Genomic DNA, 25,607 nt, shown 5'->3' with positions numbered 1-25,607 from the left:
GAGGGGCAGCGACGGTAATGCCATTGCCCCTCCGTCAGCGCTTCGCGCTGCCACCTCCCCATCGCTGCGCGACAGGGAGGATATTACCGCGGCTTCGGAGCGTAACCAGCGTTTCTCCGTACTCGATGCCCCCTCAAACCGCGTCCAGCGCCTGCGCGAAGTCGGCGATCAGATCGTCGGGGTCCTCGATGCCGATCGACACGCGCACCAGATTGTCGGTGATGCCGAGCGCGTCCTTGCGCTCCTGCGGGACCGACAAGTGGGTCATCGCGGCGGGGTGGCTGGCGAGCGTTTCGGTGCCGCCGAGACTGACCGCGAGCTTGGCGATCTGCAAGGCGTCGAGAAAACGGAAGCTCTCGGCTTCGCCGCCCTTGATGAACAGCGAGAAGGTCGATCCCGCGCCGGTGCAGTGGCGGTCGAAAATATCCTTTTGCCGCGGATCGCCGATGAAGCCCAGATAGCCGAGCCCCTCGACCTTCGGATGATCGCGCAGGAAGGTGCAGACCTTCAGCGCATTTTCGCCCGCGCGCGTCATGCGGAGTTCGAGTGTTTCGAGGCTGCGCAGCAGCATCCACGCGGTGTTGGGGTCGCAGATCGTGCCGATCGTGTTGCGCATCGGGCGGATGATGTCGAGCAGCCGTTGGTCGCCCGACACACCGCCCGCGACGAGATCCGAATGGCCCCCCGCATATTTGGTGAGGCTGTAGATGACGAGTTCGGCGCCCTGTTTCAGCGGCTGCTGCCACAGCGGGCCGAGGAAGGTGTTGTCGATCGCGATCGCGGGTTTCGCGTCGCCGGTGAAGGCGGCGTCGCGCGCGGCGCGGACGGCCTCGACATCGACAAGCGCGTTGGTCGGGTTCGCCGGGCTTTCGAGATAGACGAGCGCGACCTTGCCGCCCTTTTCGTCGGCGAGCGTCTTGGCACGCGCGAGGATCGCGTCGATCTCTTCGCGCGTCGCGCCGGCGGGGAAATCGACAAAGCTGACCCCGAAGCGCGACAGGATGCGGGCGATCAGCGATTCGGTCGCGGCATAGAGCGGGCCCGAGTGAACGATTACGTCGTTCTGGCTCACCAGCGCGAGGAGCAGGGTCGCGATCGCCGACATGCCGCTCGAAAAGACGAGGCTGTCGTCGGCGCCGTCCCACACGGCGAGGCGATCCTCGAGGATTTCCTGATTCGGACCGTTGAACCGCGAATAGACAAGACCGTCGGCGGGGCCTTCGCGCTTGCCGGTGATATGCTCGAAGAAGCGCTTGCCCGCCGCCGCGCTTTCAAAGGCGAAGGTCGATGTCAGGAAGATCGGCGGCTTCAGCGACCCTTCGGACAGCACGGGGTCATAACCCAGTCCCATCATCAGAGTCGCTGGATTGAGCTCCCGGTCGCCGATCTTCTTGCTGTTGGTCTTGGGTTTGCCGCGCATGGCCATGAAGCTCTCCTGATGATGTTGGCGCCCTTATACCGCGATAAGTTTCGTTTGAAACTATATTGCGCGGGGTCAGGCGATGGCGGCGATCGCCCAGATGATACCGATGAGCAGCGGTACGCCGATGAGATCGAGCGCAAACCCCGCTTTCAGAATGCGCGGCAGCGCGATGTGACCCGTCGCCCAGGCGAGCGCATTGGGGCCGGTGCCCGACGGCAGCATGAAGCCCCAGCTCGCCGCCATCGCGACGGGCAGCGCGAGCAGGATCGGGTCGGCGCCGGTCGCGGCGATCAGCGCCGCGAGCACGGGCATGATGCCGCTCGCGGTGGCGACATTGCTCGCAAACTCGGTGATCAGGATCGTCAGCGCGACGATGATCGCGGCAAGAGCGATCGTCGGGATGCTGCCGAGTGGCGCGAGGACGGCGCCCAGCCAGGCGGCCAGCCCGCTCGCGGTGATTGCGGCGGCGAGGGCTAGGCCGCCGCCGAACATCATGATGACGCCCCACGGCGCACGGTCGGCCTCTTTCCAAACCAGCAGCGGGCGGCCGGTGCCGTCGGGAAGGACGAACAGGAGCAGGCTGCCCGCGACGGCAATCGTGCCGTCGGTCAAGGCGCCGTCGGGCAGGAAGGGTTCGAGCCAGGGCTGCGCGATCCAGGCGACCAGGACGAGCAGAAAGACGGGAACGACGCGGCGCTCGGCGGTCGACCATATCGCCTGATTGCCGAGGGCCGCCGCGGCCCCTTGGCCGTCGAAGGGGTTCGCCGACAAACGCTGAACCCGGGCAACGATGATCATCGCCGCCGGGGTAGCGAGCAACACGACAGGAACGCCGTAGATCATCCAGTCGAGGAACGAGATGCGCAGGTCCAGCGCCTTTTCGATCAGCCCCGCGGCGATCGCGTTGGTCGGGCTGCCGACCAGCGTGCCCAGTCCGCCGATCGACGCGGCAAAGGCGATGCCCATCATCACCGCCCCGGCAAAACCTTCGGTCTCGTCCTCGCGAATGCCGCCAGCGCGCACGACGGCGAGCGCGATGGGCACCATGATCAGCGCCGTCGAGGTGTTCGAAATGAACATGCTGAGCAGCGCGGTTGCCGCCATGAAGGCGAACAGCAGCCCGGACGCGGTCGGCGGGGCGCGTTTCAAGAGCGCGAGCGCGAGGCGCCGGTGCAGCCCGACGCGCTCGATCGCGAGCGCGAGAAAGGCGCCGCCGAGGATCAGGAAGAGGATCGGCGAATAATATTCCTTGGCGATGGCATTGGCATCCATCACGCCGAAAGCGGGGACGGTGAGGAAGGGGAGCAGCGCGGTGACGGTAAGCGGCAGCGCCTCGGTCATCCACCAGATCGCCATCAAGACGGTGAGGGCAGCTACCCGCCAGGCGGCGAGCTCCATGCCCGCGGGGGCAGGGAGGAGGAGCATGATGACGAACGTCAACAGGCCGCCAATCAATCCAAACAGGCGCGTCTGTGTCATCCGTCCCCCACTCCCACAACATCCTTGTCGCCGGGATGCCAAAGCGTACCAGCTTATCGACAATGATCCTCGTCATTGCGAGCGAAGCGAAGCAATCCAGAGCGGTTTACGCATCGCTGGATTGCCACGTCGCTTCGCTCCTCGCAATGACGATCAATTTTCAGTCATTCCGCGCTCACCGATTGGCCGAGTCCGATCACCGACAATTGGCGGCCATAGCTATTTTCCCCTTTATGGCACGCGCGGCGATAGCTGAAATAATCGTCCGCCTCGGCATAGGTGTCCTGCCCGCCGATGGCAATTCGTGCGACCCCGGCGGCGGCGAGGCGCGCGGCGACATAGGCGGCGATGTCGAACATCGCGTGGCCGGGCTTGCCCGCGGCAAAGAAGCGCTCGTTCGCGGGGTCGTCCGCAAGGAAGCGCTCCACAAAAGCCTCGTCGACCTCATAAGATGCGCGGCCGATGCACGGGCCGATCGCCGCGGCTATTCGGGCGCGGTCCGCGCCGATGCTTTCCATCGCATCGAGCGTTGCATCGGTGACCCCCGCGATCGCGCCTTTCCACCCTGCGTGCGCCGCACCGACGACTCCCGCCTCGCGGTCGGCGAACAGCACGGGCACGCAATCGGCGGTCAATATGCCGAGCAACAGGCCGGGCGTGCGCGTCGCCATCGCGTCGGCTTCAGGCCGCGCGGCAAGGTTGGTGCTTTCGTCGACGATGACGCAGCGATTGCCGTGGACCTGATACAGGCTGGTCAACGTCGCACCGGGCAGCACCGCTTCGGCGACGCGGCGCCGGTTCTCGGCGATCAGCGCGGGATCGTCGCCCGATCCCAGCCCGCAATTGAGCGAAGCGAGGTCGCCCGCCGACACGCCGCCCCGGCGCCCGAAAAAGCCGTGCGCGATGCCGCCCAGCGTCGGCGCGGTGACGAACGGCGCGCTCACAGGTCGAGCCGGAAGAAACGGTCTTCGTCGATCTGATTGCCGACGCGAAACGCGTTGCGGCCGACATCGACGAAGCCATAGCGGCGATAAAAGGCCTGCGCGCGGTGATTGTCGACAAAGACCGACAGATAGAGGATCGACGCGCGCGCCCGCGCCCAGGCGATGCCCCAGTCCATCAGCGCCGCGGCGACGCCTTGGCCCTTCGCGGCTTCGGCGACATACAGCTGGTGGAGTTCGACCGCATCGTCGGCGGGCTGATCGGGCGGCAGGTCGAAATCGACCGGGCCCATCTTGATGAAACCCAGTATCGCCCCGTCCGCGCCGCACACCAATGCGATGCCATAGTCGGCGCCCGCAATCTGCGCGCGCACACGATCGGGCGGGTTCCAGTCGGCGAGGAAGAGCGCGAGGTCGGCGGGGTCGTACAGGCGCCCGAAGGTCTGCTTGAACGATGCTTCGGCAAAGGCAGCAATCGCCTCCGCATCGGCGGGTCCGGCGAGCTTGACGGCGGTCATGCGGCGTCTCCTGTAAATCCTGCGGGCGCGGGCCAGCACGGCGCGGTGAAAGCGATCGCCTTGAACAGATCGCCCATCGCGTCGGCGTTCACCAGCCGGTCGCGCTGGCCCTGCAATTCGTCGGCGCGCGCGGGTGCGGCCGCGGCAAGCGACGCCAGCCGCGCATCGATGCCCATCGCGCGCAGCCAGTCGCCCTGCGCCACCGGACCCGTGACCGCGACACCGCCCGACCGCGCGGCATCGGCCAGCGCAGTGAAATCGACATGCGCGGTCAGATCGGCCTCGCCGGGATCGGCGAAGGGGTCGGCGAAGGCGTGCGCCTTTACCGCCTGCAACGTGTCGCCCGCGGCGGGGCCGCTGTAACCGTAGTCGATCGCCAGCATCGCGCCCCCCTGCCGCGCGAGGCGAAAGGCGCAGCGCTGCATGATCGCGGCGGCGACCGGCATCGTCTCGATGATCGTGCCGTCGGCTTCGCCGCGCAGCGCGTCAGGGATCGCTTCGTCAGCGGGGACGTCGCCCGCGACGGGTACGCGCGCCCGGTCGCGGCGCTCGACCATAAGTTCGCGCCAGCCGTCCGCCGTGCGAACATATTGGTGGATCGGCAGCGCGTCGAAAAATTCGTTGGCGACGATCAGCAGCGGCGCATCGTCCGGCAGCGCATCGACCTCGTCATGGTGCCGGGCGCCGGGCAAGCGCGAAAGCTGCGCCGCGCGCAGTGCCGGGCTCGTTTCGACAAGGTCGATGCCGACAGGTTCGCAGCCGAAGCGCGCCATGGTTCGCATGGCATCAGCGGCCAAGGTGCCACGGCCGGGGCCCAGCTCGACATAGCGGAACGCCGGGCGGCCTGCACGGGTCCACAGGTCGGCGATCCAGATGCCGACCATCTCGCCGAACATCTGGCTGATTTCGGGCGCGGTAGTGAAATCGCCCGCGGCCCCGAGCGGGTCGCGCGTCGCATAATAATGCGCGTTCGCCGCCGCCATATAGTCGGCGACCGTCACCGGCCGCGCCGCCGCGATGTCGTTTATAAGCTGCCGGGGAGTCGGCGGGCCGTCACGCAACGGCATCTGGTCCGGCGATCGGCTCGACCCGCTGGCGGCGCCCCTTCGCGGTCGCGACGAGCCAGATGCCCGCGAGCAGCATCGGGATAGTCAGCGTCTGTCCCATGGTGAGGCCCCACGACAGCGTGCCGAGCTGGACGTCGGGTTCGCGCACAAACTCAACGGCAAAGCGGCTGAGGCCATAGATGATCGCCGCCATGCCGAACAGAAATCCGGGCTTGTAGCGCGCGTCGGTCCGCCAGAAGAAGAAGGCGAGGATGGCCATCATCAGCAGGCCCTCGAGCCCGGCCTCGTAAAGCTGGCTCGGGTGGCGCGGGTCCATCGTGCCGCTGTCGGGAAAGATGATCGCCCACGGCACGCTCGTCGCACGGCCCCACAGCTCGCCGTTCACGAAATTGGCGAGGCGGCCGAAAAAGAGGCCGAAGGGGACGACGCACGCGATATAGTCGCAAAAGCGCAGGAAACTGAGCTTTTCCTTGCGCGTCACATACCAGATCGCCACCAGCACGCCGATGACGCCGCCGTGGAGCGACATGCCGCCGTCCCATAATTTGAAGATCGACAGCGGATCGGCGAGATAGGCGCCGAGGTTGTAGAAAAGCACATAGCCCAGCCGCCCGCCGATGATGATCCCCAGCATCGCATAGAAAATCATGTCGTCGGCATGGCGCCGCGCCATCGGCGCGCCGGGCTGCGCGATCAGTTTCAACAAATACCAGTAACCGACGAAAATCCCGGCGAGATATGCCAGCGCATACCAGCGGATCGGCAGGCCGAAGACGCTAAACGCGATCTCGCTGTTCGGGCCCATCATATCTTCAAAGTTAAGATATTGCGTTGCTTCGGCTAAGGTTGCAAAAAGAAACATATAGTCGCGCGGTCCTTCCCCAGGAGAGGCCTCCCCATAAGGGGTAAGGCAAGCGAGACCAAGAGGAGAGATGAAACATGCCGTCAGCGCTCGATTTGCGCCTGGAAGCCGCCTATAATCTGATCACCGGTCCGGGCGGACCGATCCAGGTCGGGTCGGTCGAACGCTTTGGCCGCCAGCTGCCCTTCATCACCAATGCGCCGACTAACCTCGCCGATTACGTCGGCCATTTCGCGGCGCAGCACGGCGATGCGACCTTTCTCGTCGAAGGCGACGAACGGCTGTCGTTCAAACAGGTCTATATGGCGGCGCGGCAGGTCGCGGCCGGACTGGTCGATGGCTTCGGCGTGCAGCGCGGCGACCGCGTCGGCCTGGCGATGCGCAACGCCAATGCGTGGTGCGTCACCTATATCGGCATATTGATGGCGGGCGGCTGCGCAACGCTGCTCAACGGCTGGTGGCAGGGGGGGGAACTTGCCGCGGGAATCAAGGATAGCGAGGCCAAGCTCGTCATCGCCGATCCGCAGCGCGCGGCGCGGCTTGCCGAACCGGGCCTCGACCATGGCGCGAAGGTCGTGACGCTCGACATCGCCCGCCCGATCGACGAAGCCATTGCTCCGATCGCGTCAAAGGGAAGCGCCGAAACGGTGCTGCCGACGCTCACCGGACAGGACCTCGCGACGATCCTCTTCACCTCGGGCTCAACCGGCCAGTCGAAGGGCGCCTATTCGCGCCACGAGGCGGTCGTCCAGGCGATCTTCAACTATGTCACCCAGACCGCAACGATGGTCCATCTGCTGACCGAGGACGGGCAGATGTCGGACATCCAGCCGGCCACGCTGATCTGCACGCCATTGTTCCACGTCACCGCCGAAATCCCGGTGTTCCTTCAGAGCATGGCAATCGGCCGGAAACTGGTGTTGATGCCCAAATGGAACGCCGAAGAGGCCATGCGGCTGATCCAGGACGAACGGATCAATTATTTCGTCGGCGTGCCGCTGATGAGCTATGAAATCCTGACCCATCCGAACCGCAGCAATTACGACCTCTCGACGTGCAAAAGCTACGCCGGCGGCGGCGCGCCGCGCCCGCCCGAACATGTGAAGCGCCTCGCGACCGAAATGGGCGAGGCGAAGCCCTTGCTCGGTTACGGCCTTACCGAAACCAACGCCATCGGCTGCGGTATCATTAACGAAAATTACGTCGCCAAGCCGCTGTCGACCGGCCCGGCGTCGAAGCCGCTCGTCGATCTGGCGATCCTTGACGACAATGGCGAACCCGTGCCGCAGGGTAGCGTCGGCGAAGTCTGCATCCGCTCGGTCGCCAATTTCGAAGGCTATTGGAACAATGAAGCGGCGACCAAGGCGGCCTTTTTCGACAATGGCTATTTTCGGTCGGGCGACCTCGGCTATCTCGACGAGGACGGATACCTCTTCATCGTCGACCGCAAGAAGGACATCATCATCCGCGGCGGCGAAAATATCAGCTGTCAGGAGGTTGAGGCGGCGATCTACGAGCATCCCGAGGTGAACGAGTGCGCGGTGTTCGGACTACCCGACGAGCGGCTGGGCGAATGCGTTGGCGCGGTCGTGTGGACCAAGCCTGGCAGCGACGTAACCGCCGACGATCTGGCATCCTTTCTGAGCGTGCGGCTCGCGCCTTATAAGGTGCCATGCAAGATCTGGATGGCCAGCGATGCGTTGCCCAAGCTCGGCAGCGAAAAGATCGACAAGGTCAGCCTGCGGAGCCAGTATCGCGAAGCCTATGCGGCAGAGGTCGCCGCGTAACTTTCCACGGCGCCGCGGCGAAGCACGTAAAGCCCCTCCCCTTCAGGGGAGGGGTTGGGTTGGGGCCTATCGGCCTTGCGCTAGGCCGATAGGCCCCACCCCACTACGACTAGGCAGCAAGCTGCCAAGTCTTCGTTGCCCCTCCCCTGAAGGAGAGGGGCTTTGGAGGATGTGCTGGAAACGATGACCGATCCCGCTCCCGCCCCGCCACCAACACGCGTCTATCGCCACCGGCTGCCCACGCGCATCTGGCATTGGGTCAATGCCGTCACCTTGCTCATCCTGTTGATGAGCGGGCTGATGATCTTCAACGCGCACCCCCGCCTCTATTGGGGGCAATATGGCGCGAACGACGATTATGCGTGGTTCGCGATCGGGTCGACGCGCGACACGGGCTATGTGCGGATCGGCAGCGCTCGGGCCGAGACGACCGGGGTGCTCGGCCGCTGGACCGATGCTGAGGGTGTCGAAAAAACCTGGGCCTTTCCTGGCTGGGCGACGATCCCGACCAGCTACAGCCTCGCCGACGGGCGGCGCTGGCATCTGCTCTTCGCGTGGGTGCTCGCGATCAGCCTGACGCTTTACATGCTGTGGACGGCGATCGGCGGGCATCTGAAAAAGGATCTGCACGTCCGCCGCACCGAATGGTCGTCGCGCCACATCTGGCATGACATCAAGGATCATGCCCGGCTGCGCTTCCCGACCGGCGAAGCGGCGGCGCGCTATAATATCCTCCAGAAACTCAGCTATATCGGGGTGATCTTCATCCTGTTGCCGCTGATGATCGCGACCGGCCTCACCATGTCACCGGGGATCAACGCGGGGGCGCCGTGGCTGCTCGACCTGTTCGGCGGGCGCCAGTCGGCGCGCTCGATCCATTTCATCGGCGCCTGGGTGCTTGTCGCCTTTTTCCTCGTTCATATCGTCATGGTGCTGCTCGCGGGGCCGGTGAACGAGCTGCGCTCGATGGTGACCGGCTGGTTCCGCCTGCCGGTGGAGAAGGCGAAAAGCGAATGAGCAATGGCTTGCACCCCTTCGTCATCCCGGACTTGATCCGGGATCCACTGGCGGCGCCGAAGTCATGGACCCCGGATCAAGTCTGGGATGACGAAGCAGATAAAATCTCGATCCCGCGCCGCGAGCTGATCGTCCGCGCCGGCGGCCTGGCCGGGGCACTGCCGCTGCTCGGCGCGTGCGATGCGATTAACGACGCGCCCGCGGTGCGCAAGATATTGTCGATGGGCGAGGAGATGAACCGCGCGAGCCAGCGCGCGCTGATCGACCGCGACGCCCTCGCGCGCGAGTTTACCCGCGCCGACCTGTCGCCCGTTTTCCGCTCGAACGGTACGCGCCTGCCGCCGGGGGCAGCCTATGCCGCACACCCCGCCAGTGGCTTCGCCGACTGGCGCGTCGCGGTGACGGGGCTCGTCGCGCGGCCGCTTTCGCTGGCGCTGGCGGATATTCGCGCGATGCCGCAGCGCACGCAGATCACCCGCCACGACTGCGTCGAGGGGTGGAGCGCGATCGGCGAATGGACGGGGCCGCAGCTTCGCCGCATCCTCGCCGCGGCGGGGGTGAAGGACCGCGCGCGCTACATCGTCTTTCGCTGCGCTGACCGGCTCGGCGACGCGCTCTATTATGAAAGCTGCGACATGGTCGATGCGTTGCACCCGCAGACGATCCTCGCCTGGGCGCTCAACCGCGAAATCCTGCCGATCGCCAATGGTGCGCCGCTGCGCCTGCGACTCGAACGCCAGCTCGGCTACAAACACGCCAAATATGTCACCGCGATCGAGGCGGTCGACAGTCTCGATGGCATCGGCGCGGGCAAGGGCGGCTATTGGGAAGACCGCATCGACTATGAATGGTATGCAGGCATCTGACCGCAACCAATTCGCCGCCGGAATGTTTGCTTCGAAATGTCGATTCTGCGTCCATTTCTCTCCCGCATCGTTCGCAAGGGGCGGCTGACCGTCGTCGCTCCCGGCGGCGCGCGCGAAACCTTTGGCGAGGCTGCACCCGGCTATCCCGACGTCACCGTCCGCTTCGCCAGCCACCGCGGGATGCGGCGCATCCTGCTCGATCCGCGGCTCGGTGCGGGCGAGGCGTTCATGGATGGCGAGATGGAGCTGATCGAGGGCGACATCATGGACCTCATCGGCCTCATTCGCATGAACACCCCATGGGATCGCGGTGCAAAGCTCAAGGACAAGAGCTGGGTCGGCCGCCGTGCCGACTGGCTGAAAACGCGGCTCGGTTCGATCAATCGCCAGCGTCAGTCGCGCGCCAACGTCAAGCATCATTACGACATCGGCAACGACCTCTACCGCCTCTTCCTCGACGATGACATGCAATATAGCTGCGCTTACTGGCCGCGGCCCGACATGACACTGGAGGAAGCGCAGGCGGCGAAAAAGGCGCATATCGCCGCAAAGCTCGCGCTCGTGCCGGGGCAGCGCATTCTCGACATCGGCTGCGGCTGGGGCGGGATGGCGATCACGCTGGCAAAGCTCGAAGCGGTCGAGGTGCTGGGGATCACCCTCTCTGAAGAACAATTATTGCTCGCGCGCGAGCGCGCCGCGGCGGCGGGGGTCGCCGACCGCGTGCGTTTCGAGCTGATCGATTATCGCGACCTGTCTGCAAGGGAGGCCGGGCGGTTCGACCGCATCGTCTCGGTCGGCATGTTCGAGCATGTCGGCGCCGCCAATTTCGAGACCTTTTTCCGCGCCGCCGCCAATCTGATGACCGCCGACGGGGTGATGTTGCTGCACACGATCGGACGCTTCGGGCGGCCGGGCGCGACCGACGCCTTCACGCGCAAATATATCTTCCCCGGCGGCTATATCCCGGCCCTGAGCGAGACGCTGGCGGCGAGTGAGAAGAGCCGCCTGATCGCCACCGACATCGAAACGCTGCGGCTGCATTATGCGCTGACCTTGCGCCAATGGTATGCGCGCACGCTGGCGCATGAGAGCGAGATCGTCCGCATGATGGGCGACCGCTTCTTTCGCATGTGGTGCTTCTATCTCGCCGGCGCGACCGCGGCGTTCGAAAGCGGCGGTATGGGCAATTACCAGATCCAGTTCGCCCGCAGCCGCCACGCGCTGCCGCTGACGCGCGATTATATGGCGGGGGCTGAAGGGGACTATCTTAGTTCCTGAGCGTCGCCCCCGCGAAGGCGGGGGCCGCAAACGGCCTTTTCCTGCGTCGCTGCGTAAACCGGCAGCGGCCCCCGCCTTCTCGGGGGCGACGGCTTATATAGGTCGAAACCCAGCATTCTATAAGATTCGCGCAGAGGTGCAGAGATCGCAGAGTTGAAGAGCATTTCCCTCTGCGATCTCTGCGCCTCTGCGCGAATCTGTTCCCACACGGTCCTTCGAACAAAAGACTGCAATCGGTCGTCTCCAGACCTTGCAAGTGACGATCCTCCCTGCCGCGAAGCGGTGGGGAGGGGGACCGCGCCCGCAGGGCGTGGTGGAGGGGCCGCGACGGTAGTTCCGTAGCCCCTCCGTCAGCGCTTCGCGCTGCCACCTCCCCATGGCCTGCGGCCACAGGGAGGATTTCATCGGCCCCTACTGCCCTGGCGGCCGCCAAAACCGCTGTCCTACAACGCCGGGCCGCGCTAGCCTCCCGCTCATGCCGTCCAGCTTGCACCCCCCATGCTTCGCTTCGCCGACCTGCCAAACGCTGCCCTTAAAGCGACAAAGGAGACACTTCGGGCCTGCTCATCGGTATCTTTTGTCGCTTTAAGCTCCGTCCGACCGGCGCCAACGCCCGCCCCACCGTGAATCGCGAGTGAAGTTGCGCAGTTTTCCGTGCCCCCGCCCGATCATCCCGTTGCGCCGCGCCCGCCCGCCTGCTAGCCGCGCCCGCGTCCTTCCCTCGTTCAAGGTGCAGCCATGTCCGATTCCATCAAGCGCGTCGTTCTTGCCTATTCCGGCGGTCTCGACACGAGCGTTATCCTGAAGTGGCTGCAGGTGACCTATGGCTGCGAGGTCGTGACCTTCACCGCCGATCTGGGGCAGGGCGAGGAGCTGGAGCCTGCGCGCGCCAAGGCCGAGCTGATGGGGATCAGGCCCGAGCATATCTATATCGACGATCTGCGCGAAGAGTTTGTGCGCGACTTCGTCTTTCCGATGATGCGCGCCAATGCGCGTTACGAGGGCGACTACCTCCTCGGCACCTCGATCGCGCGGCCGCTGATCTCGAAGCGGCTGGTCGAAATTGCGAAGGAAACGGGTGCCGATGCCGTGGCGCACGGCGCGACGGGCAAAGGCAACGACCAGGTGCGGTTCGAGCTTTCGGCCTATGCGCTCAATCCCGAAATCAAGGTGATCGCGCCGTGGCGCGAATGGGATCTGACCAGCCGCACCGCGCTGATCGATTTTGCCGAAAAGAATCAGATTCCGGTGCCGAAGGACAAGCGCGGCGAGAGCCCCTTCTCGACCGACGCCAACCTCCTCCACACCTCGTCGGAAGGCAAGGTGCTCGAGGATCCGTGGGAAGAAACCCCCGACTATGTCTATTCGCGCACGGTGAATCCTGAGGATGCACCCGACGCGCCCGAATATATCACGATCGATTTCGAGCGCGGCGACGGCGTCGCGCTGAACGGGCAGGCGATGTCGCCCGCGACTCTCCTTGCGGCGCTCAACGACCTTGGCCGCAAACATGGGATCGGCCGCCTTGATCTGGTCGAAAACCGCTTCGTCGGCATGAAGTCGCGCGGCATGTACGAAACGCCGGGCGGCGAAATCTATGCGCGGGCGCATCGCGGCATCGAAAGCATCACGCTCGACCGCGGCGCCGCGCATCTCAAGGACGAGCTGATGCCCAAATATGCCGAGCTCATCTACAACGGCTTCTGGTTCGCGCCCGAGCGCGAGATGCTGCAGGCGGCGATCGATCACAGCCAGGCGAATGTGACGGGCACCGTGCGTCTGAAACTCTACAAGGGCAACGCTAGCGTCGTCGGCCGCAAGTCGCCATTCAGCCTGTACAGCGAACGCCATGTGACGTTCGAAGATGATGCCGGCGCTTATGATCAGAAGGATGCGGCGGGCTTCATCAAGCTGAACGCGCTGCGCCTGAAGCTGCTCGCGAAACAAGGTGATTGACGAACGATCGCAGCGCGCCTGCCTCGGTTCGGCGTGCGGGGCGGACCCTGGGCTGACAGATCGCACGGAGTTTGCGGTGCGCCGTGCCTCAGCGGGCTGGCGCTTTCCCAAGTCGAGCCTATAGAAGGTCCGACTGAAGCAGGAATCTGAAAGAAAAATCGGTGGGGCGGCCCTATGGCAGGTGGTACCCCATGTCCGAAAACTCCGGTCCGGCGAACGATGATAACGACTGGAAACCATGCCGCGTCGTCTTTCCTCGACGGGTGTTATTCGTCGATGGCTATGGTTTGAAGCGACGCTGGATCGGGCCGGGCCGCTACTGGACCCGGCGGTCGCGGTCGCTTGGCAAGATGATCTATCGGCCTGAAAGCAGGTAAGGGCGCCGGTGACGCCAAACGGCTGTAAAGCTGGGCAAAGGAAGCGTTAGCAAGCAGCAGCGACCTGCGCTAAAGCGCGCCGCATGACCGCGACCCGTTTCTTTTCGGATAATGCCGCCGCCGTTCATCCTGCCGTGATGGACGCGCTCGTCGCCGCGAACCATGTCGATACCGCCTATGACGGCGACGCGCTCAGCCGGTCGCTTGACACGGCGTTTTCAGACCTGTTCGAAACCGATTGCGAGGTCGTCTGGGTATCGACCGGAACCGCCGCGAACAGCATCATCCTCGCGCATTTCGCCCGGCCGTGGCAGGGCATCCTGTGTCACGAAGAAGCGCATATCGAGGTGGACGAATGCGGCGCGCCGACCTTCTATTCGGGCGGCGCCAAGCTGATGCCGCTTCCCGGCCGCGGCGCCAAGATCGACGCGGCAGCGCTGAAGGCGCGGATCGCCGACATCCGGCAAGATGTGCATCAGGTGCAGCCCGCCGCGGTCAGTATCACCAATGCGACCGAATATGGCCTGGCGTGGCGGCCGCAGGAAATCGGCGAGATCAGCGAGATCGCGAGGCGCAAGGGGCTGAAGCTCCATATGGATGGTGCGCGCTTCGCCAATGCCGTCGCCTTCCTCGGATGCGCGCCCGCCGATGTGACCTGGCGCGCCGGGGTCGATGCGCTGTCGTTCGGCTTTACCAAGAACGGCGCGATGATGGCCGAGGCGATCGTCTTTTTCAGCGGCAGTGGCGGCGCGGGGGTGCGCGAACTCAAGAAGCGCGGCGGGCATTTGCTGAGCAAGGGGCGCTTCGTCGCGGCGCAGATCCGGGCGATGCTGAAGGATGATTTGTGGCTCGCCAATGCGCGCGCCGCCAATATGGGCGCGGCCAAGCTCGCCGCCGCGTGCGGCAGCCGCCTGATGTATCCGGTCGAGGCGAACGAGCTGTTCGTGCGCCTGACCGCCGACGAGGCCGCACGGCTGCGCGCCGCGGGCTTCGACTTCTATGACTGGGGCGAGGGCGCGGCGCGGCTCGTCGTCAGCTGGGATCAGGACGCCGAAGCGGTGGCGGCGCTTGCGACCGCGATCGGTGCGCTATGAACGCCACTCCCACGACGCTGCTCAGCCCGCGGGTGTTGCTGCCCTTTGCGCTCGTGACGCTGATCTGGGGGTCGACGTGGATCGTCATAAAGGGACAGCTTGGCGTCGTGCCGCCCAGCTGGTCGGTGACCTATCGCTTCGCCATTGCCGCCGCGGCGATGTTTGCCTTTGCGCTCATTCGCGGCGAGCGGCTGCGGCTCGAACCGCGCGCCATGCTGTTCGCGGCGGTGCTCGGAACAGCGCAGTTCGCGCTGAATTTCAATTTCGTCTACCGGGCTGAGCAGCATATTACGTCGGGTCTTGTCGCGGTGTTGTTCGCGCTGCTGATCGTCCCGAATACGCTGATGGGACGCGCCTTTTTGAAGACCCCGCTCGAAGGGCGCTTCCTGCTCGGTGCCGGGATCGCGATCGTCGGCGTCGGGCTGATGATCCTTCACGAATATCGCGCCGCGGCACTGGACGCGGGCGAGGTGCTGATCGGCACCGCACTGACGCTTGTGGGGGTGATAAGCGCCTCAATCGCCAATGTGATGCAGGGAACGACGATTGCACGCGCGCAATCGATGATAGCGATGATCGCCTGGGCTATGCTGTTCGGCGCGCTTGCCGACGGCGCCTATGCGTTGATCACGACGGGGCCACCAGTGGTTGAGGCGACTGCGGCGTATCTTGGAGGCGTTCTCTATCTTGGCGTCATCGCCAGCGCGGTGACCTTTCCGCTCTATTTCAACGTCATCCGCGCGGTCGGGCCGGGTCAGGCGGCATGGTCGAGCGTTTTGATCCCGATCATCGCCATGGGTTTTTCGACGGCGTTTGAGGATTATCGCTGGGCGATGCTATCGGTCGCGGGGGGCGTCGTCGCGCTGATCGGACTGGTGATCGCGGTCGCCAAGCGCCCTCAGCGCCCATCGGTCAGCGGCAATATGGTGTCTTTGCCGGTCGATTCCGACGGTTGATCGAAAGGCTTTGCGGAGGGGCCGGGGCGAGCGCTAAGCCACTGCCATGATACGCAAGCTCCTGGCTTTTGCCCTCGCCGCTACCCTCGCGCAACCCGCTCTTGCACAGGAAGCCTGCCAGCCTGGCGCTTACCGCAATGCCGACGGCGACTTTGTGGCGCTGGCGAAATCGGCGGTCAACCCGGCGGGGGGGCTGCGCTACCTGTTCCGCGACGGCCGCCGCGGTGGGACCGGCGACGCCGACGCGCCGCTCGATTGCACCCCCGACGCCGTGCGCCTCCGCGAAGGCGCCGAGGCAAAGACGTGGGCGCGTGTCGCCTTCCGCGAAACCCCGGCTACCTTCGGGAGTGCCGGGTCCAAGCTGGCGGGCATGTTGATCGAACCGCCGGGCGCCGACCCGCAGCGACCGCTCGTGGTGATGGTCCACGGCTCCGAGCGCACATCGCCGATCGGCGGCCTCTATGGCTATGCGATGGCGGCGCAAGGCCTGTCAGTCTTCGTCTATGACAAGCGCGGCACCGGCGCGTCGGAGGGCGAATACACGCAGAATTTCGAACTGCTCGCGAGCGATGCCGCCGCCGCGCTCAACCAAGCGCGCGCGATGTTGCCGGGACGCACCGGACGCGCAGGTTTTTTTGGCGGCAGTCAGGGTGGATGGGTCGCTCCGCTTGCCGCGACGCTGACCCCCGCCGATTTCGTCGCGGTTGGTTTCGGCCTCGTCGCATCGCCGATCGAGGAAGACCGCGAGCAGATGATTTCCGAAGTGCGCGCGGCGGGGCTGGGCAAGGATGCGGAAACGCTGGTGAACAACCTCTCGGCGGCGACGGCCAAGCTGCTGCTGTCGAGCTTCAAGGACGGCTATTCCGATCTCGACGCTGCACGCGCCGCGCTTGCGGACAAGCCGTGGGCCGCGCAGATCCAAGGCGAGCACAGCGGGACGATCCTGCGGACGCCCAATGCCGAGTTGCGGCGCATCGGACGTCCGCGTTTCGACAGCCTCGAGCTGATCTGGGATTACGACGCGGTCGCCGCGCTACGCCGGCTTCGTACCCCGCTTTTGTGGGTGCTCGCGGGGGAGGATCGCGAAGCGCCGATCGAAACGACGCGCGCCGCGCTGGCCGATTTGCAGGCGGCGGGAAAACCCATCGACGTCTATCTCTTTCCCGGCACCGATCACGGCATGATCGAATTCACCACCGGCCCTGATGGCAAGCGGTCCTATACGCGCATCACCGACGGCTATCTGACGCTTCTCGGCGACTGGATGAAGGGTGCGGCGCGTGGGCCTTACGGCCGCGCCGAGAAACTGACGACTAGCCCGCGCTGATGCGCTCGATGTCGGCGCCGACGGCCTGGAGCTTTTCCTCCAGCCGCTCATAACCGCGGTCGAGGTGATAGACGCGATTGACCTCGGTCTGACCCTGGGCGGCAAGGCCGGCGATGATAAGGCTCATCGACGCGCGCAGGTCGGTCGCCATTACCGGCGCACCGATCAGGTGATCGACCCCGCGCACCACCGCGGTGCGGCCCTTGACCTGAATGTCGCAGCCCATGCGCGCCAACTCGGGGACGTGCATATAGCGGTTTTCGAAGATCGTTTCGGTGAACAGCGACGCGCCGGTGCCGAGCGTCGCCATCGCCATGAACTGCGCCTGCATGTCGGTCGCGAAACCGGGGTAGGGGGCGGTCGACAGCGTCACCGGATGCGCGCGGCCCGACATGGCGACGCGAATGCCGGCCTTGGTTTCCTCAACCGTCGCGCCCGCGTCGCGCAGCGCGGCGAGCGTCGCTTCCATCTCGCTGGCCTTGGCACCGACCAGTTCGACGTCGCCCTCGGTAATCACCGCGGCGCAGGCATAGCTCCCCGCCTCGATGCGGTCGGCCATCACGCGATAGGTCGCGCCGTGCAGACGATCGACGCCTTCGATCGTCAGCGTTTCGGTGCCGATCCCGTCGATATGCGCGCCCATCGCGACGAGGCAGTTGCAGAGGTCGACGATCTCGGGCTCGCGCGCGGCGTTTTCGAGCACGCACGTCCCTTTAGCGAGCACCGCCGCCATGACGGCGTTTTCGGTGGCGCCGACGGACACCACGGGAAAGGTGAACTTGCCGCCCGCCAGACGGCCGCCGGGCGCCACCGCCTTCACATAGCCTGACGCCAACTCGATTTCGGCACCGAACGCTTCGAGCGCTTTCAGATGCAGGTCGATCGGGCGGTTGCCGATGGCGCAGCCGCCCGGCAGCGACACGGTCGCCTCGCCCGCGCGGGCGAGCAACGGGCCGAGCACGAGGATCGACGCGCGCATCTTGCGCACGATGTCATAGGGCGCAACGGTCGAGGTCAGCGTCGTCGCGCGCGCGGTCATCACGCGGCCAAAATCTTCGGGCCGCGATCCCTCGATCGTCGTCGAACAGCCGAGCTGGTTCAGCAGGTGTCCGAACCCGTCGACGTCGGCGAGCCGCGGCAGGTTGCGCAAGGTCAGCGGTTCGTCGGTGAGCAGCGCGCAAGGCAGCAGCGTGAGCGCCGCGTTCTTGGCGCCGCTGATGGGAATACGGCCCTTGAGTCGCTGGCCGCCGCGAATGACGATTTGATCCATGGGCGGTCTTTAGCGGATGCGCGGGGCCGCGCAAGCGGCCGCGTCAGCCGGGCTGCGACAGCGCCTCCTCGACCTGACCCAGTCGGTCCTTGCCGAAAAACATCTCATCTCCGACGAAGAAGGTCGGAATGCCAAACACGCCGCGCGCGACGGCGGCTTCGGTATTGGCGACGAGCTTCGCCTTGATTTCGGGCTCCTGCGTGCGCGCGAGCAGCGCGGGACCGTCGAAACCGTTCGCCGACAGGAAGGTCGCGATGACGTCTGGATCGTTCATCTTCAGCCCGTCTTCCCACATCGCGCGGTTCACGGCGTCGATATAGTCGTCGAGAGTGCCTTCGTCCTCTGCGACGAGTGCGCCGCGCATGATCGTCAGCGTGTTCACCGGAAAGTGCGGGTTGATGCGAAATTTGCTGAGGCCATGTTTCTCGATGAAGCGGCGCATTTCGAGATTTTCATAGGCAAGCTTTGCGGGTGCGTCGGCATATTGTACCATCGGTGCCTTGTTTCCCGTCGCCTTGAAGATGCCGCCCAATAGGCACGGCGTGATGACGAGGTCGGCGCCGGTGCGGTCGAGCAGGTCGGGGAGCGCCTTCATCGCCAGATAGGCGTTGGGGCTGCCGAAATCGAAGATGAGTTCGAGGCTTTTGGTCACCATTTTTCTCCCCATGGGCGAAGGTCGAGTTCGTGCGTCCACGCGCTTTTCGGTTGCTTGTGGAGCATCACATAATTGGCCGCGATCGCCTCAGGGTTCAGGATCAGATCCTGCGCCTTCGCATTGTCGAAATCGGGATGGCGGCCCTTGATGAAATCAGTGTCGATCGCCCCGTCGATCACTGTGTGTGCGACGTGGATGCCCTGCGGCCCCAGCTCGCGCGCCATCGCCTGCGCGAGCATCCGGAGCGCCCCCTTCGCGCCCGAAAAGGCGGCGTACCCCGACCCGCCGCGCAAGCTGGCGGTCGCGCCGGTGAAGATGATGGTGCCGCGGCCGCGCGGCACCATGCGCTTCGCCGCCTCGCGTCCCATCAGGAAGCCGCCGAGACACGTCATTTCCCACACCTTCGTATAAACGCGCAGCGTCGTCTCGGTGATCGGAAAATTCACATTGGCGCCGATGTTGAACACCGCGACTTCAACAGGCCCGACTTCGGCCTCGACCGTTTCGAACAGCTGGATCATCGCCTCTTCGCTGCGGGCGTCAGCAGGGAAGGCGCGAGCGCGGTGCCCGGTGTCGCGGATCGATTGCGCCAGCGCCTCCAACTGCTCGGCATTGCGTTCGCGACGATTGATACAGGCGGTTAGGCCTTCAGCGGCGAAGGCGCGGGCAATCGCGCCGCCCGTGGCGTCGCCGGCGCCGATGATGACGGCTGCGGGATGGGACATGGACGACTCTCCTCTTGCGCTGAATAGTAACTATGATAATCATAGTGGCAAGTAATTTTTGAAGAGGAATGAGTGAGGGGCGATGCCCAAGCGCGCTGATCTGTCGGATACCTTTTGCCCGGTCGGCCGCGCGGCCGAAATTCTGGGCGACCGTGCAGTGCTGCTGATCCTGCGCGAGCTGTTCTTTGGGCGGCGGCGGTTCGAGGCGATCGCCGCCAACACGCGGCTGGGACCGCAATTGGTGTCGGCACGGCTCAGGATGCTCGAGAGCGAGGCGATCGTGGCGCGCCAGCCCTATCAGGCGCGCCCGCCGCGGCACGAATATCGGCTGACCGATAAGGGCAAGGATCTTTTTGGCGTGCTTTACGCGATGCGCGGTTGGTCAGAGCGCTGGGCGTATGAAGATGGTGAGACCGGCGGCGGGCCGGCGATGCGCTACATCCACCGCGCGTGCGGAACCGATGTCGGGACGGCGCTGGTGTGTCCGGGGTGCGGTGACGCGCTGGGCTATGGTGACGTGAAAGGCGAACCGTCGGCCGCGCTCAGGGCCGAACAGGAGTCGCGCAGGGCTTAGGTCAGGCCTTCTCCAGCGTACATTGCAGCGGGTGCTGGTTTTGCCGCGCGGCGTCCATCACCTGATTGACCTTGGTTTCGGCAACTTCGTAACTGAACACGCCGCACACGCCGACGCCCTGCTGGTGCACGTGGAGCATCACCTGTGTCGCCTGTTCGATGTCCATGTTGAAAAAGCGTTGCAGCACCATGACGACGAACTCCATCGGCGTATAATCGTCGTTGAGCAGCAGCACCTTGTACATCGACGGCTTTTTCGCCTTGGCGCGGGTACGCGTCGCGATGCCGACACCGGGGGTGCCTGGCAGGCCGTCGTCCTTATCCGCCATCGCGCGGACCGGGTTCATGGTCGGAACTAGAAACATCATGCGCAGGAATATCGCAAGCCGCGGCCGAAGCGCAAGGGGCGCGGTGCCACATTAACCCCCTTTTCGTCGTCCTTGTGCGGGAGGACAGAGCCCAAAAAACAAGAACCGCCCGCTTCCTGGGAAGCGGGCGGCCTTGGGGGTGCCGACGCAGACGGGGGAGGGAGGGGGAAGTGTCCGCGCCGACAAAGGAAGGTAAAGGCGCTTACGCAGCCTTCATCTTCGAAGTGATGACCGAGACGCGGTTCGAGATCGGCGCGAAGCTGTCGTTCGTCAGCTTGACAACAAGTTCGCTGGTCTTCGAGGTCTGCGCAACAGCGGCGTCGAATGCCTTCTTGCTGTTTTCGGCATAGAGCTTGAAAAAGTCGGCCGGCGTTTTGACGGCGGTATAGCCCTTCAGCGCGGCGGTCGTCTCTTCAAAGCTCTTGCGGGCGAAGCTGACGCCTTCCTGGCCAAGCGTTTCCATGCCCTTGGCCGCGATCTTGCCCGATTCGACGAGCGCTTCGATGTTCGCCTTGTTGAACTCGACGGCTTCTTCGGCGATCTTGCTGGTCTTGGCCATGGCTTCCTTCGCCTTTTCGTTGAAATCGGCGGTCAGGGCTTCGGCGCGGGTCTTGGCGTCTTCGGCCATTTTCTTGACGGTATCGTTCATGGTCTTAAATCCTTTGCTGGCGGTGGCGGCAACCGGCTTCGGCGCGGCCTTGGGGGCAATTTTCTTCACGGCCGCCTTCGCGGGGGCGACCTTTTTGGCGGCCGGCTTTGCGGCCTTCTTTTGGACCGGCTTGGCTTTCGCGGCGACGGTCTTGGTTTTCACGGGCGCCGGGGTCTTTGCTGCGGGCGCAGTTTCAGCCGGAGCGGCAGGAGTCGCCGCCGGCTTGGCGGCGGTTTCCAGCGTCGCGGCTTCGAAAGCCTTTTCGGCACTATCCATCTTGGTAGCCATCGGGACAACTCCTTTATGTTGCACTGCACAATATAGGAGCGGTCGCGCGATTTCAAGAGTATTTTTTGTGCAGCGCACAAAAGCCGAAAGTTGGAGCCCCAGACGCCTTATAGTGGCGCGATATTACCGCATTTTGACGTAACGTCCCGGCGCGTTCTCGATCGCCTTACGGCGCCCCTTACCGGGGATGCGCCCGCCCTTGGCAGCCACCTTTTCGCCGTCCTGCGCAGCGATCCAATCAATCCAGTGAGGCCACCAGCTGCCGTTGGTCTCGGTGGCGCCGCCGATAAAATCCTCGAGCGTCGCGGCGTCATCGTCGCCGGTCCAATATTGATATTTGCCTGCCGCGGGCGGGTTGACAACGCCGGCGATATGTCCCGACCCGGCGAGCAGGAAGGTTTTGCGCCCCGACAGATGATCCATCAGACGCCAGACGCTGGCCGCCGGTGCGATATGATCTTCACGGCCCGCCTGAATATAGGCGGGAGTGTCGATCTTGCGAAGATCGATGGGGGTGCCGCACACCGACAGGCTGTTCGGGATCACCAGTCGGTTGTCGCGATAAAGCTCGGTCAGATATTGGCGGTGCCATTTTGCGGGCAGGTTGGTCGTATCGCCGTTCCAATAGAGCAGGTCGAAGGGCGGATAGTCATTGCCGAGCAAATAATTGCTGACGACATAATTCCAGATGAGGTCGCGCCCTCGCAGGCTGTTGAACGTCGCGGCCATATAGCGGCCGTCGAGATAGCCGGGTGCGGACAGCTGCTGAAGCAGCGCCAGATAGGTTTCGTCGACGAACATTTTGAGGTCGCCTGCCAGCTCGAAATCGACCTGCGCGGTCAGAAAGGTGACCGACTTCACCTTGGCCGCCTCGCCGCGTGCGGCAAGCATGGCGAGCGTTGCGGCGAGCGTGGTGCCCGCGACGCAATAGCCGATCGTGTGGACGTGCGGGATGCTCAGCAGATCGCGCACTGTGTCGATCGCATCGACTTGGGCTGCGACATAATCGTCCCAGACGATCTCACTCATCGACGCATCGGCCGACTTCCACGACACCATGAACACGGTCAGACCCTGTTCGGTCGCCCATTTGACGAAGCTCTTCTGCGGATTGAGGTCAAGGATATAGAAACGGTTGATCCACGGCGGAAAGATGACGAGCGGAACGGTGAGCACGTCCTTCGTCGCGGGATCATATTGGATGAGCTGGTACAGGTCGGTTTCGTGGATCACCTTGCCCGGCGTCGTCGCGATGTTGACGCCGACCTCGAACGCGTCGGGATCGACATGGGAAAGCTGCCCGCGCGACAGATCGGTCAGCATATGCTCCAGCCCCCTGAGCAGACTTTCGCCGCGCGTCTCGATCGCGCGTTTGATGACTTCGGGATTGGTGATCGCCAGGTTCGAGGGCGAAAGCGCCTCGGCCATATTCTTCGCCGCGAACTCCAGCTTGGCGCGCGCGTGCTCGTCGAGGCCCCCCATCGATCGCGTCGTGGCGAGTAGTTGCTCGGCGAGCAGGCCGTAGGTCTGGCGGATCAGCGCGAAGACGGGGTTCGCGGTCCAGTCGGGATCGGCGAAACGCCGGTCCTTCGGCGCGTCGGCGGCGGGCGCGAAGGGCGGCTGAAGCGCGGCGAGCGAGGCCCAGAAGGCGGCGCCCTGTTCCCACATCTTTGCCGATTGTTCGGCCCAGAGCTGCGTCGTCGGATTTTGCAACCAGCTTGCGGGATCGAACAGGCTCGCCGCCGCGCTATTGCCCTGGTTTGCCTGGCCCAGCGCATAGTCGAGCATCATCTGCTGCGCCCGGCCCATCACGCTCGTCCAATGCTGAACATCCTCAGGCGAGGGCATGAAGGGATTGGCGGTGCCGCTGCTCTTGTCCTCACCCGTATCGGTCATGCTGGTTCCTGCTGGTCAGTGGCGTGAGAATCCCTATAACAAGCCGCGTCGCGGCTGGCGAGGCGCCGTTCGCGGCTGGTTGAACGCATACGTAAAGGAGTTGTTCTAGTTCCCCATGTCCGACGATGAATTCTATCGCATCAAGCGCCTGCCGCCCTACGTCATCGCTGAAGTCAATGCGATGCGTGCGGCCGCCCGCGCCGCGGGAGAAGACATCATCGATCTGGGGATGGGCAACCCTGACCTGCCGCCGCCGCAGCATGTGATCGACAAATTGTGCGAAGTGGCGATGAAACCGGACGCCCACGGCTATTCGCAGTCGAAGGGCATACCGGGACTGCGCCGCGCGCAGGCCAATTATTACGGCCGCCGCTTCAACGTCGAACTCGATCCCGAAACCGAGGTCGTCGTGACGATGGGGTCGAAGGAAGGGCTCGCCAGTCTTGCCACAGCGATCACCGGGCCCGGCGACGTCGTGCTGGCGCCGAACCCCAGCTATCCCATTCACACTTTCGGCTTCATCATCGCCGGGGCAACGATCCGCAGCGTGCCGACGACGCCCGACGAAAATTACTGGCGCGCGCTCGACCGGGCGATGGCGTTCACCGTGCCGCGCCCGTCGATCCTGGTGGTCAATTACCCGTCGAACCCGACGGCGGAAGCGGTCGATCTGGCCTTTTACGAGCGGCTGGTTGCGTGGGCGAAGGAGAACAAGGTCTGGGTGCTCAGCGATCTTGCCTATTCCGAGCTTTATTACGACGGCAACCCGACGCCCTCGATCCTGCAGGTGCCGGGCGCGAAGGACGTCGCGATCGAGTTCACCTCAATGTCGAAAACCTATTCGATGGCGGGCTGGCGCATGGGCTTTGCGGTCGGCAACAAGCGGCTGATCGCGGCGATGACGCGCGTCAAATCCTATCTCGATTATGGCGCGTTCACGCCCATTCAGGCGGCCGCGTGCGCGGCGCTCAACGGGCCGCAGGACATCGTCGAGAAGAACCGCCAGCTCTATCAGAAGCGCCGCGACGTGATGGTCGAAAGCTTTGGCCGCGCGGGATGGGACATCCCCAGTCCGACCGCGTCGATGTTCGCGTGGGCGCCGCTGCCGCCTGCGCTCAAGGACATGGGGAGTCTGGAGTTTTCGAAACAACTGCTCACTCATGCCGGGGTCGCGGTCGCGCCGGGGGTCGGCTATGGCGAGGATGGCGAAGGTTTTGTCCGGATCGCGATGGTCGAGAATGAGCAGCGCATTCGGCAGGCCGCGCGCAACATTCGCAAATATTTTCTCTCGATGGGCATGAATACCCCCGCGAAAGTCGGCTAATGACGCGCGCCGGGGCCGAACGCATGGGGCGCATCGTGACCGCCGTGCTGGGGATCGGTTTTATGCTGATCGGGTTGCGCTATTTTATCGATCCCGGCGCGCTGACGGTCGAAACCGATGTGGCCATGCCGACGACCAAGGCGGTGATGGAAATCCGCACCGTTTATGGCGGGATGTTCGTCGGTGTCGGTCTGACGATCTTGCTGCTGGGATGGCGGCGCGCGACGCTGGTGCCTGGATTATGGGCGCTCGTGCTGATTTCGGGATGCGTTGCGCTGGCGCGGATCGCCGCGGTCGCGCTTGGACAGGCGCCCGATCCGCTGTTCACGGCGCTGCTGGCGATCGAACTGGTCGCGATTGGGCTCGCGCTTTGGGCGTTGCGCGGCCTGCGCGCGGATGCCGCACCGCGATGACCCTCGACGCGAGCGCGATCGCGCAGACGATTCAGTTGTCGGTCACGCCGGTGTTTCTGCTGGTCGCGACCGGCAGTCTGCTCAACGTCATCGCGGGGCGGCTCGCGCGCGTCGTCGACCGTTCGCGCGTGCTGATGGAACGCTGGCCCGATACCGAGGGCGCCGAACATGACCGCATCGTCGCCGAACTGCGCGTTGCCGACCGGCGCATGGCGGTCATCAACAATTCGATCCTTGCCGCGGTGGCGGGCGGCATCGTCGTCTGCCTGCTCGTCGCGCTGCTGTTTACGCAGGCTTTCACGGGCGTCAATTTGGCGGTTGCGGCGTCATGGGCCTTTGCGGTCGCGATGCTGTTGCTGCTCGTGTCGCTGATTCTGTTCCTGATCGAGGTGCGGCTGGCCATCCGCACGATCCGCGTTCCGATGGACCTGCTCGAGCTGGAAGAAATGGGCTGGCGCAATCGGCAGGGGCGCCGTTAGATCGCCCGGTGATCGGGTG

24 protein-coding genes are annotated in these 25,607 nt (G+C 64.6%); 12 read left to right on the top strand and 12 right to left on the bottom strand.

The features are described 5' to 3' along the window. Positions 1 to 133: 133 nt before the first annotated feature. The 6 genes from VSX77_RS03180 to lgt form a co-directional block, all read right to left on the bottom strand. Positions 134 to 1,426, bottom strand: a complete 1,293-nt coding sequence (locus VSX77_RS03180) for a cystathionine gamma-synthase family protein (RefSeq protein ID WP_338426221.1) — start codon at positions 1,424 to 1,426, stop codon at positions 134 to 136. Between the two features lie 69 nt (positions 1,427 to 1,495). Continuing rightward, positions 1,496 to 2,902: an SLC13 family permease gene (locus tag VSX77_RS03175; RefSeq protein ID WP_338426220.1), complete on the bottom strand. Its 1,407-nt coding sequence runs from the start codon at positions 2,900 to 2,902 to the stop codon at positions 1,496 to 1,498. 164 nt (positions 2,903 to 3,066) lie between these two features. Then, a complete protein-coding gene (gene pgeF, locus VSX77_RS03170) occupies positions 3,067 to 3,846 on the bottom strand; it encodes a peptidoglycan editing factor PgeF (protein WP_338426219.1) in 780 nt (259 codons plus the stop codon). After that, positions 3,843 to 4,361: a GNAT family N-acetyltransferase gene (locus VSX77_RS03165; RefSeq protein ID WP_338426218.1), complete on the bottom strand. Its 519-nt coding sequence runs from the start codon at positions 4,359 to 4,361 to the stop codon at positions 3,843 to 3,845. The genes pgeF and VSX77_RS03165 overlap by 4 nt, the downstream gene beginning before the upstream one ends. Continuing rightward, positions 4,358 to 5,428 (bottom strand): class I SAM-dependent methyltransferase, encoded by a 1,071-nt coding sequence (locus VSX77_RS03160; RefSeq protein ID WP_338426217.1) that lies wholly within the window; start codon positions 5,426 to 5,428, stop codon positions 4,358 to 4,360. Before VSX77_RS03160 ends, VSX77_RS03165 begins: the two co-directional genes overlap by 4 nt. Continuing rightward, the gene (gene lgt / locus VSX77_RS03155) at positions 5,415 to 6,290 is read right to left on the bottom strand and encodes a prolipoprotein diacylglyceryl transferase (RefSeq protein ID WP_338426216.1); all 876 of its coding nucleotides are present in this window, start codon (positions 6,288 to 6,290) and stop codon (positions 5,415 to 5,417) included. Before lgt ends, VSX77_RS03160 begins: the two co-directional genes overlap by 14 nt. A 77-nt stretch (positions 6,291 to 6,367) precedes the next feature. Here lgt and VSX77_RS03150 point away from each other — a divergent pair, with 77 nt between their 5' ends. From VSX77_RS03150 to VSX77_RS03115, 8 genes are all read left to right on the top strand, one after another. Then, on the top strand, positions 6,368 to 8,077 hold the full coding sequence (locus VSX77_RS03150) for a class I adenylate-forming enzyme family protein (RefSeq protein WP_338426215.1): 1,710 nt from the start codon (positions 6,368 to 6,370) through the stop codon (positions 8,075 to 8,077). A gap of 183 nt (positions 8,078 to 8,260) precedes the next feature. Then, entirely contained in the window at positions 8,261 to 9,094 is an 834-nt protein-coding gene (locus tag VSX77_RS03145) for a cytochrome b/b6 domain-containing protein (RefSeq protein WP_338426214.1), read from the top strand. Next, positions 9,091 to 9,960 carry a molybdopterin-binding protein gene (locus VSX77_RS03140; RefSeq protein ID WP_338426213.1) on the top strand — a complete coding sequence of 290 codons (870 nt, stop codon included), beginning with the start codon at positions 9,091 to 9,093 and terminating at the stop codon, positions 9,958 to 9,960. Before VSX77_RS03145 ends, VSX77_RS03140 begins: the two co-directional genes overlap by 4 nt. A 36-nt stretch (positions 9,961 to 9,996) precedes the next feature. Beyond that, a complete protein-coding gene (locus VSX77_RS03135) occupies positions 9,997 to 11,238 on the top strand; it encodes a cyclopropane-fatty-acyl-phospholipid synthase family protein (protein ID WP_338426212.1) in 1,242 nt (413 codons plus the stop codon). A gap of 738 nt (positions 11,239 to 11,976) precedes the next feature. After that, positions 11,977 to 13,194, top strand: a complete 1,218-nt coding sequence (locus VSX77_RS03130; RefSeq protein ID WP_338426211.1) for an argininosuccinate synthase — start codon at positions 11,977 to 11,979, stop codon at positions 13,192 to 13,194. Positions 13,195 to 13,654: 460 nt separating this feature from the next. After that, positions 13,655 to 14,665, top strand: a complete 1,011-nt coding sequence (locus VSX77_RS03125) for a threonine aldolase family protein (RefSeq protein ID WP_338426210.1) — start codon at positions 13,655 to 13,657, stop codon at positions 14,663 to 14,665. Beyond that, positions 14,662 to 15,621: a DMT family transporter gene (locus tag VSX77_RS03120; protein ID WP_338426209.1), complete on the top strand. Its 960-nt coding sequence runs from the start codon at positions 14,662 to 14,664 to the stop codon at positions 15,619 to 15,621. Before VSX77_RS03125 ends, VSX77_RS03120 begins: the two co-directional genes overlap by 4 nt. Positions 15,622 to 15,667: 46 nt before the next feature. Continuing rightward, on the top strand, positions 15,668 to 16,948 hold the full coding sequence (locus VSX77_RS03115; RefSeq protein WP_338426208.1) for an alpha/beta hydrolase family protein: 1,281 nt from the start codon (positions 15,668 to 15,670) through the stop codon (positions 16,946 to 16,948). Here VSX77_RS03115 and murA read toward each other — a convergent pair. From murA to VSX77_RS03100, 3 genes are read right to left on the bottom strand one after another with little or no spacing between them, the layout of a single operon-like run. Continuing rightward, positions 16,935 to 18,218, bottom strand: coding sequence for a UDP-N-acetylglucosamine 1-carboxyvinyltransferase (gene murA, locus VSX77_RS03110; protein ID WP_338426207.1), 1,284 nt, complete (start codon positions 18,216 to 18,218; stop codon positions 16,935 to 16,937). The genes VSX77_RS03115 and murA overlap by 14 nt on opposite strands. Positions 18,219 to 18,261: 43 nt before the next feature. Continuing rightward, the gene (locus tag VSX77_RS03105) at positions 18,262 to 18,873 is read right to left on the bottom strand and encodes a 2-hydroxychromene-2-carboxylate isomerase (protein WP_338426206.1); all 612 of its coding nucleotides are present in this window, start codon (positions 18,871 to 18,873) and stop codon (positions 18,262 to 18,264) included. Next, the gene (locus tag VSX77_RS03100; RefSeq protein ID WP_338426205.1) at positions 18,867 to 19,598 is read right to left on the bottom strand and encodes an SDR family oxidoreductase; all 732 of its coding nucleotides are present in this window, start codon (positions 19,596 to 19,598) and stop codon (positions 18,867 to 18,869) included. Before VSX77_RS03100 ends, VSX77_RS03105 begins: the two co-directional genes overlap by 7 nt. An 82-nt stretch (positions 19,599 to 19,680) precedes the next feature. Between VSX77_RS03100 and VSX77_RS03095 the strand changes: the two genes are divergently transcribed. Continuing rightward, the gene (locus VSX77_RS03095; RefSeq protein WP_338426204.1) at positions 19,681 to 20,172 is read left to right on the top strand and encodes a winged helix-turn-helix transcriptional regulator; all 492 of its coding nucleotides are present in this window, start codon (positions 19,681 to 19,683) and stop codon (positions 20,170 to 20,172) included. 1 nt (position 20,173) lies between these two features. Here the strand turns inward: VSX77_RS03095 and clpS are convergent, their stop codons facing one another. From clpS to VSX77_RS03080, 3 genes are all read right to left on the bottom strand, one after another. Next, the gene (gene clpS, locus VSX77_RS03090; protein ID WP_338426203.1) at positions 20,174 to 20,518 is read right to left on the bottom strand and encodes an ATP-dependent Clp protease adapter ClpS; all 345 of its coding nucleotides are present in this window, start codon (positions 20,516 to 20,518) and stop codon (positions 20,174 to 20,176) included. A gap of 223 nt (positions 20,519 to 20,741) precedes the next feature. After that, positions 20,742 to 21,476 (bottom strand): phasin family protein, encoded by a 735-nt coding sequence (locus VSX77_RS03085; RefSeq protein WP_338426202.1) that lies wholly within the window; start codon positions 21,474 to 21,476, stop codon positions 20,742 to 20,744. 123 nt (positions 21,477 to 21,599) lie between these two features. Continuing rightward, complete coding sequence (locus tag VSX77_RS03080) at positions 21,600 to 23,372, bottom strand: PHA/PHB synthase family protein (RefSeq protein WP_338426201.1); 1,773 nt, start codon at positions 23,370 to 23,372, stop codon at positions 21,600 to 21,602. 115 nt (positions 23,373 to 23,487) lie between these two features. On the opposite strand from VSX77_RS03080, the gene VSX77_RS03075 reads away from it, so the two are divergent. Genes VSX77_RS03075 through VSX77_RS03065 form a run of 3 tightly spaced genes read left to right on the top strand, consistent with a single transcriptional unit; the run spans position 23,488 to position 25,588 of the window. Beyond that, the gene (locus tag VSX77_RS03075; protein ID WP_338426200.1) at positions 23,488 to 24,696 is read left to right on the top strand and encodes an LL-diaminopimelate aminotransferase; all 1,209 of its coding nucleotides are present in this window, start codon (positions 23,488 to 23,490) and stop codon (positions 24,694 to 24,696) included. After that, the gene (locus VSX77_RS03070; RefSeq protein WP_338426199.1) at positions 24,696 to 25,109 is read left to right on the top strand and encodes a DUF4345 family protein; all 414 of its coding nucleotides are present in this window, start codon (positions 24,696 to 24,698) and stop codon (positions 25,107 to 25,109) included. The genes VSX77_RS03075 and VSX77_RS03070 overlap by 1 nt, the downstream gene beginning before the upstream one ends. After that, positions 25,106 to 25,588, top strand: a complete 483-nt coding sequence (locus VSX77_RS03065; RefSeq protein ID WP_338426198.1) for a DUF2721 domain-containing protein — start codon at positions 25,106 to 25,108, stop codon at positions 25,586 to 25,588. Before VSX77_RS03070 ends, VSX77_RS03065 begins: the two co-directional genes overlap by 4 nt. Positions 25,589 to 25,607: the final 19 nt, after the last annotated feature.

The organism is Sphingopyxis sp. TUF1 (assembly GCF_036687315.1).
Lineage (GTDB): Bacteria > Pseudomonadota > Alphaproteobacteria > Sphingomonadales > Sphingomonadaceae > Sphingopyxis > Sphingopyxis kveilinensis.
Note: the sequence above shows the minus strand (reverse complement) of the source record. Positions and strands in the feature narration are given on the sequence as shown.

Excerpts from the sequence above, each read along its gene's own strand:
- VSX77_RS03140 (WP_338426213.1), top strand. The coding sequence starts at position 9,091 with ATGAGCAATGGCTTGCACCCCTTCGTCATCCCGGACTTGATCCGGGAT.
- clpS (WP_338426203.1), bottom strand. The coding sequence starts at position 20,518 with ATGAACCCGGTCCGCGCGATGGCGGATAAGGACGACGGCCTGCCAGGC.
- VSX77_RS03070 (WP_338426199.1), top strand. The coding sequence starts at position 24,696 with ATGACGCGCGCCGGGGCCGAACGCATGGGGCGCATCGTGACCGCCGTG.
- murA (WP_338426207.1), bottom strand. The coding sequence starts at position 18,218 with ATGGATCAAATCGTCATTCGCGGCGGCCAGCGACTCAAGGGCCGTATT.
- VSX77_RS03125 (WP_338426210.1), top strand. The coding sequence starts at position 13,655 with ATGACCGCGACCCGTTTCTTTTCGGATAATGCCGCCGCCGTTCATCCT.
- VSX77_RS03080 (WP_338426201.1), bottom strand. The coding sequence starts at position 23,372 with ATGACCGATACGGGTGAGGACAAGAGCAGCGGCACCGCCAATCCCTTC.
- VSX77_RS03175 (WP_338426220.1), bottom strand. The coding sequence starts at position 2,902 with ATGACACAGACGCGCCTGTTTGGATTGATTGGCGGCCTGTTGACGTTC.
- VSX77_RS03150 (WP_338426215.1), top strand. The coding sequence starts at position 6,368 with ATGCCGTCAGCGCTCGATTTGCGCCTGGAAGCCGCCTATAATCTGATC.
- VSX77_RS03130 (WP_338426211.1), top strand. The coding sequence starts at position 11,977 with ATGTCCGATTCCATCAAGCGCGTCGTTCTTGCCTATTCCGGCGGTCTC.
- lgt (WP_338426216.1), bottom strand. The coding sequence starts at position 6,290 with ATGTTTCTTTTTGCAACCTTAGCCGAAGCAACGCAATATCTTAACTTT.
- VSX77_RS03065 (WP_338426198.1), top strand. The coding sequence starts at position 25,106 with ATGACCCTCGACGCGAGCGCGATCGCGCAGACGATTCAGTTGTCGGTC.
- VSX77_RS03075 (WP_338426200.1), top strand. The coding sequence starts at position 23,488 with ATGTCCGACGATGAATTCTATCGCATCAAGCGCCTGCCGCCCTACGTC.
- VSX77_RS03120 (WP_338426209.1), top strand. The coding sequence starts at position 14,662 with ATGAACGCCACTCCCACGACGCTGCTCAGCCCGCGGGTGTTGCTGCCC.
- VSX77_RS03085 (WP_338426202.1), bottom strand. The coding sequence starts at position 21,476 with ATGGCTACCAAGATGGATAGTGCCGAAAAGGCTTTCGAAGCCGCGACG.
- VSX77_RS03165 (WP_338426218.1), bottom strand. The coding sequence starts at position 4,361 with ATGACCGCCGTCAAGCTCGCCGGACCCGCCGATGCGGAGGCGATTGCT.
- VSX77_RS03105 (WP_338426206.1), bottom strand. The coding sequence starts at position 18,873 with ATGGTGACCAAAAGCCTCGAACTCATCTTCGATTTCGGCAGCCCCAAC.
- VSX77_RS03135 (WP_338426212.1), top strand. The coding sequence starts at position 9,997 with ATGTCGATTCTGCGTCCATTTCTCTCCCGCATCGTTCGCAAGGGGCGG.
- VSX77_RS03100 (WP_338426205.1), bottom strand. The coding sequence starts at position 19,598 with ATGTCCCATCCCGCAGCCGTCATCATCGGCGCCGGCGACGCCACGGGC.
- VSX77_RS03180 (WP_338426221.1), bottom strand. The coding sequence starts at position 1,426 with ATGGCCATGCGCGGCAAACCCAAGACCAACAGCAAGAAGATCGGCGAC.
- VSX77_RS03145 (WP_338426214.1), top strand. The coding sequence starts at position 8,261 with ATGACCGATCCCGCTCCCGCCCCGCCACCAACACGCGTCTATCGCCAC.
- VSX77_RS03160 (WP_338426217.1), bottom strand. The coding sequence starts at position 5,428 with ATGCCGTTGCGTGACGGCCCGCCGACTCCCCGGCAGCTTATAAACGAC.
- VSX77_RS03095 (WP_338426204.1), top strand. The coding sequence starts at position 19,681 with ATGCCCAAGCGCGCTGATCTGTCGGATACCTTTTGCCCGGTCGGCCGC.
- VSX77_RS03115 (WP_338426208.1), top strand. The coding sequence starts at position 15,668 with ATGATACGCAAGCTCCTGGCTTTTGCCCTCGCCGCTACCCTCGCGCAA.